Source organism: Desertihabitans aurantiacus (assembly GCF_003344635.1).
GTDB classification, from domain to species: Bacteria; Actinomycetota; Actinomycetes; order Propionibacteriales; family Propionibacteriaceae; genus Desertihabitans; species Desertihabitans aurantiacus.
Genome location: NZ_QPKK01000089.1, coordinates 1 through 13,284, shown reverse-complemented (window position 1 = coordinate 13,284; position 13,284 = coordinate 1). Strand labels below are relative to the sequence as shown.

The 13,284-nt window shown below is 75.1% G+C and carries 14 protein-coding genes; 6 read left to right on the top strand and 8 right to left on the bottom strand.

The genetic code is table 11. The annotated features are described in order from the left end of the window. The coding region (locus tag DVA66_RS21910; RefSeq protein WP_269801609.1) for a LuxR C-terminal-related transcriptional regulator at window positions 1–1,734 on the top strand (1,734 nt) is incomplete at its 5' end. A gap of 62 nt (window positions 1,735–1,796) precedes the next feature. Here DVA66_RS21910 and DVA66_RS09235 read toward each other — a convergent pair. Together DVA66_RS09235 and DVA66_RS09230 are read right to left on the bottom strand one after the other, a co-directional pair. Then, complete coding sequence (locus tag DVA66_RS09235; protein ID WP_114559823.1) at window positions 1,797–2,000, bottom strand: hypothetical protein; 204 nt, start codon at window positions 1,998–2,000, stop codon at window positions 1,797–1,799. Between the two features lie 125 nt (window positions 2,001–2,125). Beyond that, window positions 2,126–2,776 (bottom strand): NAD(P)H-binding protein, encoded by a 651-nt coding sequence (locus tag DVA66_RS09230; RefSeq protein ID WP_114559822.1) that lies wholly within the window; start codon window positions 2,774–2,776, stop codon window positions 2,126–2,128. A gap of 279 nt (window positions 2,777–3,055) precedes the next feature. Between DVA66_RS09230 and DVA66_RS09225 the strand changes: the two genes are divergently transcribed. Continuing rightward, complete coding sequence (locus tag DVA66_RS09225) at window positions 3,056–3,754, top strand: CPBP family intramembrane glutamic endopeptidase (RefSeq protein WP_114559821.1); 699 nt, start codon at window positions 3,056–3,058, stop codon at window positions 3,752–3,754. Between the two features lie 70 nt (window positions 3,755–3,824). Here the strand turns inward: DVA66_RS09225 and DVA66_RS09220 are convergent, their stop codons facing one another. The 3 genes from DVA66_RS09220 to DVA66_RS09210 all read right to left on the bottom strand — a co-directional run bounded on the left by DVA66_RS09220 (window position 3,825) and on the right by DVA66_RS09210 (window position 7,247). After that, a complete protein-coding gene (locus DVA66_RS09220) occupies window positions 3,825–4,718 on the bottom strand; it encodes a sugar phosphate isomerase/epimerase family protein (protein ID WP_114559820.1) in 894 nt (297 codons plus the stop codon). A gap of 145 nt (window positions 4,719–4,863) precedes the next feature. Beyond that, window positions 4,864–6,093 (bottom strand): dihydrodipicolinate synthase family protein, encoded by a 1,230-nt coding sequence (locus DVA66_RS09215; protein ID WP_114559819.1) that lies wholly within the window; start codon window positions 6,091–6,093, stop codon window positions 4,864–4,866. Continuing rightward, window positions 6,090–7,247 carry a Gfo/Idh/MocA family protein gene (locus DVA66_RS09210; protein WP_198671616.1) on the bottom strand — a complete coding sequence of 386 codons (1,158 nt, stop codon included), beginning with the start codon at window positions 7,245–7,247 and terminating at the stop codon, window positions 6,090–6,092. Before DVA66_RS09210 ends, DVA66_RS09215 begins: the two co-directional genes overlap by 4 nt. A gap of 163 nt (window positions 7,248–7,410) precedes the next feature. Here DVA66_RS09210 and DVA66_RS09205 point away from each other — a divergent pair, with 163 nt between their 5' ends. Both DVA66_RS09205 and DVA66_RS09200 read left to right on the top strand, forming a co-directional pair. Then, entirely contained in the window at window positions 7,411–8,475 is a 1,065-nt protein-coding gene (locus tag DVA66_RS09205) for a LacI family DNA-binding transcriptional regulator (protein WP_114559818.1), read from the top strand. A gap of 2 nt (window positions 8,476–8,477) precedes the next feature. Beyond that, entirely contained in the window at window positions 8,478–9,170 is a 693-nt protein-coding gene (locus DVA66_RS09200; protein WP_157973927.1) for a ThuA domain-containing protein, read from the top strand. Window positions 9,171–9,173: 3 nt separating this feature from the next. Here the strand turns inward: DVA66_RS09200 and DVA66_RS09195 are convergent, their stop codons facing one another. Further along, window positions 9,174–9,710 (bottom strand): hypothetical protein, encoded by a 537-nt coding sequence (locus tag DVA66_RS09195; RefSeq protein WP_157973926.1) that lies wholly within the window; start codon window positions 9,708–9,710, stop codon window positions 9,174–9,176. Window positions 9,711–9,792: 82 nt separating this feature from the next. On the opposite strand from DVA66_RS09195, the gene DVA66_RS09190 reads away from it, so the two are divergent. Together DVA66_RS09190 and DVA66_RS09185 are read left to right on the top strand one after the other, a co-directional pair. Continuing rightward, window positions 9,793–10,065: a DUF4235 domain-containing protein gene (locus tag DVA66_RS09190; RefSeq protein ID WP_114559815.1), complete on the top strand. Its 273-nt coding sequence runs from the start codon at window positions 9,793–9,795 to the stop codon at window positions 10,063–10,065. A 165-nt stretch (window positions 10,066–10,230) separates the two neighbouring features. Further along, window positions 10,231–11,619 (top strand): MFS transporter, encoded by a 1,389-nt coding sequence (locus tag DVA66_RS09185; RefSeq protein WP_114559814.1) that lies wholly within the window; start codon window positions 10,231–10,233, stop codon window positions 11,617–11,619. A 197-nt stretch (window positions 11,620–11,816) separates the two neighbouring features. On the opposite strand, the gene DVA66_RS09180 is transcribed toward DVA66_RS09185, so the two are convergent. Both DVA66_RS09180 and DVA66_RS09175 read right to left on the bottom strand, forming a co-directional pair. Further along, window positions 11,817–12,089 (bottom strand): HU family DNA-binding protein, encoded by a 273-nt coding sequence (locus DVA66_RS09180; RefSeq protein ID WP_114125844.1) that lies wholly within the window; start codon window positions 12,087–12,089, stop codon window positions 11,817–11,819. A 187-nt stretch (window positions 12,090–12,276) separates the two neighbouring features. Further along, a partial coding sequence (locus DVA66_RS09175; protein ID WP_114559813.1) for an ATP-binding cassette domain-containing protein occupies window positions 12,277–13,284 on the bottom strand: 1,008 nt, incomplete at its 5' end.

The following is a 13,284-nucleotide window of genomic DNA, read 5'->3' as shown; positions in this document are numbered from 1 at the left end:
CGGGTGCACGGCGCCCTGGCGGCGGCCACCGACGCCGCCGCCGAGCCCGACCGGTTCGCCTGGCACCGCGGACGCTCGGTGCAGGGCACCGACGAGGGGGCTGCCGCCGAGCTCGAGCGCTCGGCCGGACGGGCCCGTTCCCGCGGCGGGTTCGCCGCCTCGGCGGCCTTCCTGCAGCAGGCGGTCGAGCTCACCCCCGACCCCGCCGACCGGGCCCGCCGCGCCCTGGAGGCCGCCCACGACAAGCAGCAGGCGGGCGCGTCGGAGGCGGCGCAGGAGCTGCTGGATGTGGCCGAGGGCGGCCCCCTCGACCCCGCCCAGGAGGTGCGCACCCGCCTGCTCCGCGCCCAGATCGCCTTCGCCCTCCGGCGCGGCGGTGACGAGCCCGACCTGCTCGTCGACGCGGCACGGGCGATGGCCCCGATCGACCCCGCGATGTCCCGCGACATCCACCTGCACGCGCTGGACGCGGCGATGATCGACGACGCCGCCGCGGCGTCGAGGATCGCCGCGACCGCCGCCGACGCCCCGCCGGCCCCGGTGCCGCCGCGGTTCTCGGACCTGCTGCTGGACGCGCTCGCGGTCACCCTGACCGAGGGGTTCGAGCAGGGCGTGCCCGGGCTGCAGGAGGTCGCCCGGACGCTGCGGGACGCGTGTGCGGATCCCGACCGGACCGGGGAGTACGAGCCGTGGCTGCTGCTGGCCGGACGCATCGCCGTCGGCGTCCTCGACGACGAGCTGGCCTTCGACCTGGCCGAGGAGCACGTCCGGGTCGCCCGGGCCGCCGGATCCCTCGCCGGGCTGCCGGCCGCGCTGAGCCTGCTGTCCAACGTCCTGGTCCTCGGTGGCCAGCTCACCCGCGCCGGTGAGGTCGCTGGCGAGGCGGTGGCGATCTCGGAGTCGATCGGCGTCGTGCCGCTGCGGCACGCCCAGGTGATCCTCGCCTCCTGGCGGGGTGACCGTGCGCTGGCCTCGGAGCTGTACGCGGTGACCACGCGCGACACCCGCTACCCCGACGACGGCGCCGAGGCCGGCTCGGGCGGGTACGCGATGGCCGTCCTGCACAACGGGCTCGGGGACTACCCGACCGCGCTGGAGGCGGCGGGACGGGCCGAGAAGTCCCCGGAGCTCTCGCTCAGCACCGCCGTGCTGCCCGAGCTCGTCGAGGCCGCGGCCCGCTCCGGCGACACCCGACGGGCCGGTGCGGCGCTGGAGCGGTTGAGCGCACGGGCCCGCGCCTGCGGGACGTCCTGGGCGCTCGGGCTGGAGGCCCGCTCGCGGGCGCTGACCAGCAGCGGAGCCCGGGCCGAGGAGCTGCACCGGGAGGCGGTCGCCCGGCTGGAGGAGTCGCGGATGGGGGCTGAGGCCGCCCGGGCGCACCTGCTGCACGGGGAGTGGTTGCGGCGCGAGGGCCGCCGCGCAGAGTCCCGGGAGGTGCTGCGCACGGCCCACCGGCGCCTCTCGGAGATGGGGGCGGAGGCGTTCGCCGCCCGCGCCGCCCGCGAGCTGCGCGCCACCGGGGAGCACCCGCGCGGCCGCACCGCGCAACCCGCCGACGAGCTGACCGCCCAGGAGCTGCACATCGCCCGGCTGGTCGCCACCGGGGCGACCTCGCGGGAGGTGGCCGCCCAGCTGTTCCTCAGCCCGCGCACGATCGAGGCGCACCTGCGCAACATCTTCCGCAAGCTCGGCATCACCTCCCGCCGCCAGCTGCGGGCACTCGACCTGCCCTGACCGCGGGCCGGTGCGTCCGCGGCACGGTCGGATGGCGGCCGCGATGTCACGGACCAGCCGGGTCAGGCGGGTGGGAGGCCGGACCGGACGAGGTGGTCGACCGCCCCCACGACGTCCGGCGGGTCCTGCAGCGGGGGCGGCCCGTCCGCGTCGGCGTTCGTGGCGCAGGCGAGCAGCGTGAGTGCGGTGCCGAGGGCGACGACGGCGACGAGCGCCCGCAGCACCGAGCGGCGGGCGGGTGTGGTGGGGACGGGCTGGATGGTCATCGGTCGTCTTCCTGGCGTGTGACGGGTGCCGGCCGGGCGGCGCCGGGCTCGGGGACCAGTCGAGGCCGTGTGCCCACGACCGGGTCAAGCCGGCCGCAGCGGGGCCGTCCGCCGCGGCCGCGACGTCAGCGGATCGTGGCCCGGACCGCCTGCGCCACCGGGGTCGAGCCCTGGGTGACCTCCAGCAGCTGCCGCCGGACCCGCGGCTCGTGCAGCAGCTCCGCCAGCGTGGCGGCGACGTCGGCCCGCGGGATCTCGTCGTCGGGCTGGGCCGGCCCGAGCGCCACCTGCCCGGTCCCGGGACGGTCGACCAGCAGCGAGGGGCGCAGCACCACCCAGTCGAGGTCGCTGAGGGTGACGGTGACGTCGACGAGCTTCTTCACCGCGAAGTAGAACTCCTCGTCCTCCTCGGGGCCCTGCGCGCGTCCCGCCTCGGGGAGCACCGACAGCAGCAGGAACCGGTCGACGTCGGCCAGCCGGGCGGCCGCCAGCGTCTCGACCACCGCCTGCCCGTCCACCGCGGCCGTCACCTCGCGGGCGCCGGCGTTGGACCCGGCCGCGAAGACCACCGCGTCGGCACCGCGGAGCAGCGGCGCCAGCGTCTCCGCGCTCGCCCCTGCGAGCTGACCGACGGTGGCGTCGACGCCGAGGGTCGCGAGCTGGGCCCGCTGCTCCTCGCGCCGCACCAGCCCGGCGACGCGATCGCCGCGGTCGAGGAGGGTGCGCGCCAGGAGCCTGCCGGTCCGGCCGCTGACCCCGAGGACGAAGACGTTCACCCGTCGGTGGAGCCGGTGCGGGCGGCGGTGCGGACGGCGGTGGGCATCGCGGCTCCTCGAGGTGGTCGCCGGCGGGCCGGTGGGTCGGCGGCCGGTGGCGCACGCAGCGCCTGGCCAGCGTGCGACCGGGGCCTGCGTCTTCGCGTCGGTAGGAGTCACCGAGCCCGGTCGGCGTCCACGGAGCGCCCGGCCGGGCGGGTCTTGACCCGGTCCTGGGGGCACGGTGTCCGATGACCCGGGGCGCCGTCCGGATGCGCCCACCCGCCCCGAGGAGTCCCGATGAGCACCTCCGCCGCCCGCGACCGTCCCCGCACCGCCCCCGGCTGGCCCGAGCTGCTCGTCGGGCTCGCGGTGCTCGCCCTGGTCGCCTACGGCACCGGACCGCTCGTGCTCACCCCGCTCGGCGTGGAGGGGGTGGCGCGCGGGCTGGCGCTCGGCGCGCTGTCGGGCGTGGCCGGGATCATCGCCTTCCTCGTCGCGCTGGCGCTGCGGGTGCGACGGCCCGAGGCGTTCGGCGTCCGCGGCACCACCGTGCGCTGGCTGCTGCTCGGCGTCCTCGGCGGACTGGTCGCGCTGGTGGTCGCCCGCATCATCGGGGTGATCACGCTGCTGCTCGGCATCCAGCCCGAGAACATCCAGCAGCCCTACACCGAGGCGGGCAGCGCCGGGGTGTGGTCGGTGGTGCTGTCGCTGCTGTTCCTGGCCCTGCTCACCCCGCTGGGTGAGGAGCTGCTCTTCCGCGGGGTGGTGACCACGGTGCTGCTCCGCTACGGCGCGGTGGTGGGCGTGGTCGGCAGCGCGGTCGTGTTCGCGCTGATGCACGGGATCAACGCGGTCTTCTTCTCCGCCCTCGTCGTGGGCCTGGTGGCCGGTGAGCTGCGCCGGCGCAGCGAGTCGGTGTGGCCCGGGGTGGTCGTGCACGTGGTCAACAACGCGGTCAGCCAGCTGATCGCGCTGCTCCTCGCCGGTCTGCTCTGACCGCACGACGAGTGGCACGGTCCCGGGCGGGGACGGACGCCGGACGCCCGGGAGCGTGCCACTCGACGGCTCAGAGGTGGGGCTGGACCAGCTCGACGTAGCGACGGGCCAGGGTGGCGACCGTGTCGGCACCGGGCGCGGCCCAGACGTCGGCGTTGAAGATCTCCACCTCGACGTCGCCGGTGTAGCCGGCCTCGGCGACCCAGCGCGTGAACGCGGTGAAGTCGACGTGGCCGTCGCCCATCATCCCGCGGGCCAGCAGGGTGTCGGCCGGCAGCGGGGTGATCCAGTCGCAGACCTGGTAGCTGACGATCCGCTCGCCCGCCCGCAGGATCTGCTCGCGCACCCCCGGCTCCCACCACAGGTGGAAGGTGTCGACCACGACGCCCACCTGCTGCGGGGTGAACCGCTCGGCGATGTCGAGGGCCTGGGCCAGCGTGGAGACCACCCCGCGGTCGGCGGCGTAGATCGGGTTCATCGGCTCGATGCCGAGCACCACCCCGCGCTGCTCGGCCTCCGGCACCAGCCGCTCCACCGCGGCGGCGGCGCGCTCGCGGGCGGCGACCAGGTCGCGGTCGCCCTCGGGCAGCCCGCCCGGGACGAGCACCAGCGTCGGCGCCCCGAGCGCGGCGGCCTCGTCCAGGGCCCGGACGTTCTCCGCGTGCGCGCGCTCGACGGCCTCCGGCTCGGAGACGGTGAAGAACCCGCCGCGGCACAGCGAGGACACCCGCAGCCCGGCGTCCCGCACCATCGCGACCGCGGTCTCCAGCCCCACCTCGGCCACGGGCTCACGCCACAGCCCGATGCTCGGCAGCCCGGCGGCCACGCACCCGTCCACCGCCTCCCGCAGGGACCACTCCGCGGTGGTGCGCTGGTTGAGCGAGAGCCGGGCCAGCCGCGGGTCGCCCGCCGTCGGCGTCTCCACCCGCGCGGCCTGCCCGCTCGGGACGTCCAGGACGCTCATGCCACCCCTCCGATCCGGCCGCTGCACCCGGTGCCCGGACGCGGGTGTGGACGTCCCGTCGGTTCGACCGGTGCCGGACCGACGATCAGGCCACACGCGTGGGCGTGGGCAGGGGCAGCGGCGGGGGCGGGGGCGGGTCGGCGCATCACGGGCGGAGCCCGGCGGTGTCGAGGACGAGCTGCATCCGGGCGGCGGCCAGGTCGGGGTCGGGCAGCAGACGGGCGGTGTTGGCCAGCTCGAACACGCGGGCCAGGTGCAGTGGCGAGCGGGCCGACTGCATGCCGCCGACCATGGTGAACCCGTCCTGCAGGCCCGAGAGCCACGACACGAAGGCGACACCGGTCTTGTAGTGGAACGTCGGCGCCTCGAAGATCGCCCGCGACAGCGGCAGGGTGGGCGCCATCTCGGCCCGGTACGCCTCCACGTCGCCGGCCTCGAGCGCGGAGAAGGCGGCCGAGGCGGCCGGCGCGATCGCGGCGAAGGCGCCGAGCAGGGCGTCGGAGTGGTGCTCGCCGTCGCCCTCGATCAGCTCGGGGTAGTTGAAGTCGTCGCCGGTGTAGAGCCGGACGCCCTCGGGCAGCGCGGCGCGCAGACCGCGCTCGTGCTCGGCCGACAGCAGCGACACCTTCACCCCGTCGACCTTGTCGGCGTGGGCGCGGACCAGGGAGAGGAAGTTCTCGGTCGCCTCGGCCACGTCCCGGCTGCCCCAGTAGCCGGCCAGCTGCGGGTCGAAGGCCTCGCCCAGCCAGTGCAGCACGACCGGCTCGGCGACCTGGGTGAGGATCGTCTCGTACACCCGCCGGTAGTCGTCGAAGCCCCGCGCCGCCGCGGCCAGGTGGCGGGAGGCCATCACGATCACCTGCGAGCCGGCGCCCTCGACGTGCGCGACCTGCTCGAGGTAGGCGGTGGTCACCTGCTCGAGCGCGGAGGCGCCCACCTCGGTCGCGGTCAGCTGGTGCGGGGCGACGGTGAGGTGGTCGGTGCCGGCGCCGGAGGCGATCCGGGCCCCGTGCTCCTTGGCCTGGGCGGCGCTGCGGGTGATCAGCTCGGCGGCCGCGGCCCAGTCCAGACCCATGTTGCGCTGGGCGGTGTCCATCGCCTCGGCCACCCCGAGCCCGTGGGCGAACAGGTGGCGGCGGAAGGCCAGGGTGGCGTCCCAGTCGACCACTGCGGGCGCACCGGGCACGTTCTCCCCGCGCGGGTCGACGATGACGTGGGCGGCGGCGAAGGCGACCCGGGCGGTGTGCGGCTGCGGGTGCGGGGTCCAGGCCCGCGGCTCGGCCAGCTCGACCTCGCGCCAGCCGCCGTCGCCGGCGGGCAGCCGGATCGTCGTCCCGGTGCCGGGCACCTCCTCGGTGCGGGTGGCGGTGCTCATGCGCCCGCCTGGAAGTGCTCGATCTCGACGCGGCGGCCCTCGGTGGAGGAGGTCAGCCCGGCGTCGACCAGCTGCAGCCCGCGGACGCCGGCGGCCAGGTCGTAGGGGTGCGGGCGGCCGGCGTCGACGTCGATGAGGAACTGCTCCCACTGGGCGCGGAAGCCGTTGGTGAACTCCTGGTTGTCCGGCACCTCGTCCCACTGGCCGCGGAAGTCCTCGGTGGTGGGCAGGTCGGGGTTCCACACCGGCTTCGGGGTGCGCACGCGGGGCTGGATCCGGCAGCCGAACAGCCCGGCGACGGCCGAGCCGTGGGTGCCGTCGACCTGGAACTCGACGAGCTCCTTGCGGTCCACGCGGACGGCCCAGGAGGAGTTGATCTGGGCGATGATCCCGCCGTCGAGCTCGAAGATGCCGTAGGCGGCGTCGTCGGCGGTGGCGGTGTAGCGCTCGCCCTGCTCGTCCCACCGCTCGTCGATGTGGGTGACGGCCTTGGCGGTGACCGCCTCCACCTTGCCGAACAGGTTCTCCATCACGTAGTTCCAGTGGCAGAACATGTCGAGCACCATGCCGCCGCCGTCCTCGGCGCGGTAGTTCCAGCTGGGCCGCTGGGCGGGGATGAGGTCGCCCTCGAACACCCAGTAGCCGAACTCCCCGCGCACCGAGAGGATGCGCCCGAAGAACCCGGAGTCGATGAGCCGCTTCAGCTTGAGCAGGCCGGGCAGGTAGAGCTTGTCGTGCACCACACCGGTGCGGACGCCGGCGGCCTCGGCGGCGCGGACCAGCTCGATCCCGTCGGCCACCGACTCCGCGATCGGCTTCTCCGTGAACACGTGCTTGCCGGCGGCGACCGCGGCGAGGATGGCGTCCTTGCGCCCGGAGGTGACCTGGGCGTCGAAGTAGATGCTCGCGGTCGGGTCGGCCAGGGCCTCGCCCAGGTCGGTCGTCCAGTCCGCGATGCCGTGCTCCTTGGCGATCCGGCTGAGCTTGTCCGCGCTGCGGCCCACGATCACCGGTTCGACCTGCAGCCGGTCGCCGCTCGGCAGCACCAGACCCCCCTCGTCGCGGATCGCGAGGATGGACCGCAGCAGGTGCTGGCGGTAGCCCATCCGTCCGGTGATCCCGTTCATGACGATCCGGGTCGTGCGTTCAGCCATGTCCGCTCCTTTGCTCAACCGCTTACGCAAGCGCTTGCGTTACGGTAGTACCGCCGCCGTCCCGATGGCAACAGGTGGCAGGATGTCCGGCGTGCGCCGCACCGAGGCGGATCGCACCGAGGAGCCGGCCCCACTGCGGGCGGCGCCACCACGGAGGAGGGTCATGTCGAGCGGCGTCCGACCCGCTGCGGATCGACCGGAGGTCGTCGGGGCGACCACCCGGCTCGAGGACGTCGCCCGGGCGCTCGGCGTCTCCGGCGCGACCGTCTCCCGCGCGCTCAGCGGCAAACCCGGGGTGAGCCGGGAGATGGCCGAGCGGGTCCGCCGCACCGCGGCCGAGATGGGCTACGTGGCCAACGTGCACGCCCGGACGCTCGCGGGCGGCCCGACCTCGGTGCTGGGCCTGGTGGTGCACGACATCATCGACCCCTACTTCACCGAGATCGCCGCCGCCATGGTGGACGCCGCCGAGGAGCACGGCCTGCTGGTGCAGGTCTGCCACGCCGGCCGCGACCCCGAGCGCGAGCTCAAGCAGGTGCGCACCCTGGTCGCCCACCACGTCCGGGCCATCGTGCTGGCGGGCTCGGGCCACCTCGACCCGGCGCTGGAGCAGCCGACCGCCCAGGTGCTGCAGGGGTTCGCGGCCCGCGGCGGGCAGGTGGCGGTGATCGGACGCCGTGGCCTGAAGGCCGACGCGGTGCTGCCCGACAACGTCGGCGCCGGTGCCACCATCGCCCGCCACCTGCTCCGGCTCGGCCACCGCCGGATCGTGGTGCTCGGCGGGCTGGGAGGGCTGACCACGGTGCAGGACCGGATCGCCGGGCTGGCCTCCGTGCTCGACGCCGACCCCGACGTCACCTGGCACCTCGAGCCGTGCGAGTTCAGCGTCGACGGCGCCACCACCGCCACCGCGACCGCGCTCGACGCCCACCCCGACACCACCGCGCTGGTCACCCTCAGCGACCAGATGGCCACCGGCGCCCTGGACGTCCTGCGCCGGCGCGGGCTGCGCGTCCCCGACGACCTCTCGGTCACCGGCTTCGACGACATCCGGATCGCCGCCCAGCTGTCCCCCGGCCTGACCACGGTCCGCTTCCCGCTGACCGAGATGGGGCGCAAGGCGTTCGACCTGGTGCTCCGACCGCACGCCGGCCGACCCCGGCGCCGCACCGTGAGCAGCGTCCTGGTGCCCCGCGACTCCACCGCCGCCCCGAACCCGAGGAGATGACCATGCCCACCGCCCTCGTCGTCAGCGGCAGCGGCCGCTGGGCCGACCCCTGGCACCCCTTCGAGCAGACCTCGGAGCGATTGCGTCAGGTGCTCGCCGGCACCGGTCTGGAGGTGACGGTCCGCGACGACGTCGAGGACGCGCTGACCGGGCTGCCGGCGGTCGACCTGCTGGTGCTCAACATCGGGAACACCGAGGGTCCCGACCCCGACGTGCCCGATCTGCCCGAGCGGCCCGGCCCGGAGGTGGTCGCGGCCATCGAGAGCTCGCTGCAGCAGCACCTGGAGCGCGGCGGTGCCCTGCTCGGCGTGCACTCGGCGACCACTGCGCTGCCCAGCTCGTCGACCTACGCCTCGCTGCTGGGCGGGCGCTGGGTCCGCGGCCGCACCATGCACCCGCCGATCGGACCGGCCCGGGTCGAGCCGGTCGACGTCGACCACCCCGTCGCCGCCGGCCTCGGGCCGATCGAGCTCGTCGACGAGCGCTACAGCTGGCTGGAGACCGGGCCCGACGTCACCGTGCTCTGCGAGCACGAGCACGACGAGGAGCAGCACCCGGTGGTGTGGGCCCGGACGGCCGGACCGGCCCGGGTGCTCTACAGCGGGCTGGGCCACGACGCCCGCTCCTACGACTCGCCCGCGCACCGCGAGCTGCTGGTCCGCGGCGCCGGCTGGCTGCTCGACCGCCGCGGCTGACCGTCAGCCCCGCCGGCCGGGACCCAGTGCCCGGAACCGCCAGCCGTCCTCACCCTGCTCCAGCCGCAGCCCGAAACCGGTGAGCAGCCGGTCGGCGCGGGGGCGGCGGGTGAACTCGGTGAGGCGCTCGCGCGCCTCGTCCCCGGCCACCGGCAGCACCTCCTGCACCAGCTCGTCGAGGTCGACGTCCAGCCGGCGGCAGGCCTCGGCCAGCATCGCCAGGTGCCGCACGCTGTCCTCGGCCTCGACCTGGAACCCCTCCACCACGTAGGTGCGCACGACGGTCCGCAGCAGGTCGGGGCGCTGCTCGTCCAGGGCCTGCTCGAGGAGGTGCGTGGCCAGCACCTTCAGCGCCGAGGCCACCGGCACGGTCATCGCCTGGCTGACCTGGCGGCGTCCCTCCTCGGGCAGCTCGACGAAGGTGTCGGTCAGGTCGTGCACCAGCTGCAGCAGCTCGGGACGCCGCAGCCCGGTGTTGTCCGCCGGGAGGACGTCGGCGAGCTCGGCCAGCCACTGCACACAACGCTCTGCGTCCGCCATGACCCCATCCTGGCAGGGCCGGTGGGGTGGCCCGGCAGCCGGATGGGACAGTGGGAGCAACGACCGACGAGAGGAGAAGACCATGCCGGCCCTCGCCAAGATGGCCTACCGCCCGGTCGGACTCGCCAGCGGCCTGGCCGCCGGTGCGCTGTCGGGTCTGGTGTTCAGGCAGATCTGGAAGCGCGTCGCCGGTGAGGACGACCCGCCGACCGCACTGCAGTCGGAGTACTCGCTGAAGCACATCCTGCTGGCCTCCGCACTGCAGGGGATGGTCTTCGCGGTGGTCAAGGCGCTGGTCGACCGGGCCGGCGCGGTGGGGTTCAAGCGGATCACCGGCACCTGGCCCGGCGACTGATCCGCATCCCCGTCCCGGGCCCCACCCGCCGAGAACGGGTGGGCCCGGGTGCGGTCACGTAGCATCGACGCGGATCCGGACCGGGTCCCCGCCGTCCCGGCCGGCTCCGCACCCGGGGGACGGGCGGTCCGGCAGCCCGTACGGGTGCGACGAGTGGTGGGGTCCGTGGAGTTCGTCAAGGCACTGCGCCGGCTCTGGCGCCACCAGCTCTTCCGCCGGCTGGTCGCCGTCCGGATCGCCGTGCAGGCCACCGACGGCATGGTCCAGGTGGGGATGGCGGCCTACCTGCTGCTCGACCCGCGCTTCCAGACCACCGGCGCCGACATCGTGGCCGTGATGGCCATCATGTTCCTGCCCTTCTCGGTCGTCGGCCCCTTCGTCAGCGGAGTGCTGGACCGCTGGAACCGCCGGCAGGCCGTCATCGTCACCGATGTGATCCGGATCGGGCTGTCCCTCGGGATGGCCGCGCTGGTGGTGGTCGGCACCGGGACCGCGCTGACGCTCGGGCTGTTCTACCTCGCCGCACTGCTGACCATGAGCCTCAACCGGTTCGCGCTGGCGGGGATGTCGGCGGCGCTGGCCCACACCGTCGACGAGGACGAGTACCTGCTGGCCAGCTCGGTGATGCCCACGGTCGGGCCGGCCGGCGTCGTCATCGGCGGTGGTGCCGCGTTCGCGATCCGTGCCCTGGTCGGGCCGTGGCAGGGCACCCAGGCCGCCGACGCGCTGGTCTTCGTGGTGTGCGCCGCCGGGTTCGCGCTCACCGTCGTGCTGGCACTGCGGATCCCCCGCGACGCGCTCGGCCCGGACGCCACCCTCCGGCTGGCCGCACGGCGCACCTCGGTGCGCGCGGAGGTGGTCGGGGTGGTCACCGGGCTGGCCGACGCCGTCCGCCACATCGTCGAGCGGCGTCCGGCCGCCCTCGGGCTGCTCACCATCGCGCTGCAGCGGATCGGCTACGGGATGGTGATGGTGGCCGCCATCCTCGTCTACCGCAACACCTTCTACGACGTCGCCGACGTGGACGCCGCCACCGCCGCCTTCGGGCTGTGGGCCGGCGCCACCGCGGTCGGGTTCGTGCTGTCGGGCGCGGTCACCCCGTTCTTCGTGGCCCGGATCGGGCTGCGCCGCTGGATCGTCACCGTGCTGGTGGCCGCCGGCGTGCTGCAGGTGGTGCCGGGCAGCATCATCACCCAGCCCACCCTGGTGGTGGCCGGCTTCCTGCTCGGGGTGGCGGCCCAGTCGCTGAAGATCGGCGTGGACACCCTCGTCCAGGCCCACGTCGACGAGGCGTACAAGGGCCGGGTGTTCGTCGTCTACGACATGATCTTCAACACCACCCAGGTCGGCGCTGCCGTGCTGGCGGCGGCGCTGCTGCCGGCCAGCGGGGTGTCGGTGCCGGTGTACGTGGGCATCGGGGTGTGGATCCTCGCGGTGGCCGTCCTCTTCGCCCGCAGCAGCGCCCGGATCGGCCCGGCGCTGTTCGAGAAGGGCACTGAGGACCTGCTCGGCACCCCCGCCACCGACCCGGCACCGGACGTCGCCCGCCGCTGAGCCGGGCGTGGGCAGGTCGTTCATCGGCATCGCCCCGTCGCCGACCGGGGTCGGGGTGGGGTACTGGGACGCCGATGTGCGCACCGCCCGGTCGGCGGCCGAACCGCCGCCGGGCCCTCTCCGGACGCCGACGAGGGCCCGTCCCCGAGGAGGTCGGTGACCTCCGCGGGCGGGCCCTCGGCGAGGAGACGGCTGGGTCAGCCGACCTGCTTCTTCAGCTGGGTGCCGGCCTTGAAGGCGGGGACCTTCGACGCGGCGATCTGGATCTCCTCGCCGGTCTGCGGGTTGCGGCCGGTGCGGGCGGCGCGCTCGCGCACCTCGAAGGTGCCGAAACCGGGCAGCGAGACCTTCTCGCCCTTGGCCAGCTCGCCGGCGATGGCGTCCAGCACCGCGGAGACGGCCTTGTCGGCCTCGGACTGGGTCGTGCCGGTGGTCTGCGCGACGGCGGCGACGATGTTCTTCTTGCTCATCTGGTGATCCTTCTCCTCGGAGGTGCCGACACGCGACGCGACGACCCGGCCGGAGCCGGGTCGTCCCCGGAGGGCACGACGTCGCACGGCAGAGCCCGTGCCGTGTCGGTGTTCAGTGGGCTCATCGGTGTTCACCGTAGCGGTCCGGGGCCGCGGATCCCGCGCAGGGACTGGTGTCGGCGCGTTTTCACGGGGTCCGGACGGGGTCGGGGACCAGGTCGGAGGCAGCGCGCTCGACCCGGGCGTCGAGGTGCACCACCTCGACGTCGGCCCACTCCTGCCGCAGCAGCTCGGGCTGGTGGCTGACGACCAGCACCGGCGCGTCGGCGAAGAGGGTGTCGACATCGCGCAGCAGGGCCCGGGCGGTCTCGGCGTCCAGGTGCTCGGTCGGCTCGTCCAGCACCACGGTGGCCGGGGCGGCCAGCAGCACGCGGGCGAGCGCGACCCGGCGCGCCTCACCACCGGACAGCCGGGTGCCGTGCTCGCCGACGTGGCGCTCCAGGGGGAGGTCGAGCCCGACCCGGCGCAGGGCCTGGACGAGCTCGGCGTCGGTGGCGCCGGGACGTCCCAGCCGGAGGTTCTCCGCGACCGTGGTGTCGAAGAGGTGGGCGTCCTGGGTGAGGCAGCCGACCGGACCGCCGACCGCGACCGTGCCCGCCCGCGGGGCGAGCTGGCCGAGCAGGGTGGCCAGCAGGGTCGACTTGCCGACCCCGCTCGGGCCCACCAGCACCACCCGGCGGCCCGGGCGCAGCCGCAGCGACACCGGCTCGGTGAGGTCGGACGTCCGCCCGACGACCAGCCCGTCCAGCGCGATCCCCGCCTCGTCCAGCCCCCGCACACCCCCGTCCGACTCCTCCGCCTCCCCCGCCTCTCCCGCCTCTCCCGCCTCTCCCGCCGGTTCGAGGTGTTCGCGCGACTGGGGACGCGCGATATCACCTCGAACCGGGGAGGGGACGGGGCGGTGCAGGCCGTCGAGACGCGCGAGGGCGGCGGCGGTGCGGCGGCGCGCCTGCTCGGCGTCCACCAGCGGCAGCAGCAGCTCGTGCAGGGCCAGCGGGGTGAGCGCCAGCACCGCCAGCGCGGGCCCGGAGAGCTGGCCGGCGGCGACGGCCGTCCCACCGACCCCGAGCAGGGCCACCACCGTGACGGCCAGCGCCAGCCAGGCGCCGAGCTGGCCGAGCCCGCGGGCAGTCGC

What these genes read in the sequence shown, in the direction of transcription:
- DVA66_RS09235 (WP_114559823.1), bottom strand. Translation starts at nt 2,000, where the DNA reads ATGACCATCCAGCCCGTCCCCACCACACCCGCCCGCCGCTCGGTGCTG.
- DVA66_RS09225 (WP_114559821.1), top strand. Translation starts at nt 3,056, where the DNA reads ATGAGCACCTCCGCCGCCCGCGACCGTCCCCGCACCGCCCCCGGCTGG.
- DVA66_RS09220 (WP_114559820.1), bottom strand. Translation starts at nt 4,718, where the DNA reads ATGAGCGTCCTGGACGTCCCGAGCGGGCAGGCCGCGCGGGTGGAGACG.
- DVA66_RS09215 (WP_114559819.1), bottom strand. Translation starts at nt 6,093, where the DNA reads ATGAGCACCGCCACCCGCACCGAGGAGGTGCCCGGCACCGGGACGACG.
- DVA66_RS09210 (WP_198671616.1), bottom strand. Translation starts at nt 7,247, where the DNA reads ATGGCTGAACGCACGACCCGGATCGTCATGAACGGGATCACCGGACGG.
- DVA66_RS09205 (WP_114559818.1), top strand. Translation starts at nt 7,411, where the DNA reads ATGTCGAGCGGCGTCCGACCCGCTGCGGATCGACCGGAGGTCGTCGGG.
- DVA66_RS09200 (WP_157973927.1), top strand. Translation starts at nt 8,478, where the DNA reads ATGCCCACCGCCCTCGTCGTCAGCGGCAGCGGCCGCTGGGCCGACCCC.
- DVA66_RS09195 (WP_157973926.1), bottom strand. Translation starts at nt 9,710, where the DNA reads ATGGCGGACGCAGAGCGTTGTGTGCAGTGGCTGGCCGAGCTCGCCGAC.
- DVA66_RS09190 (WP_114559815.1), top strand. Translation starts at nt 9,793, where the DNA reads ATGCCGGCCCTCGCCAAGATGGCCTACCGCCCGGTCGGACTCGCCAGC.
- DVA66_RS09180 (WP_114125844.1), bottom strand. Translation starts at nt 12,089, where the DNA reads ATGAGCAAGAAGAACATCGTCGCCGCCGTCGCGCAGACCACCGGCACG.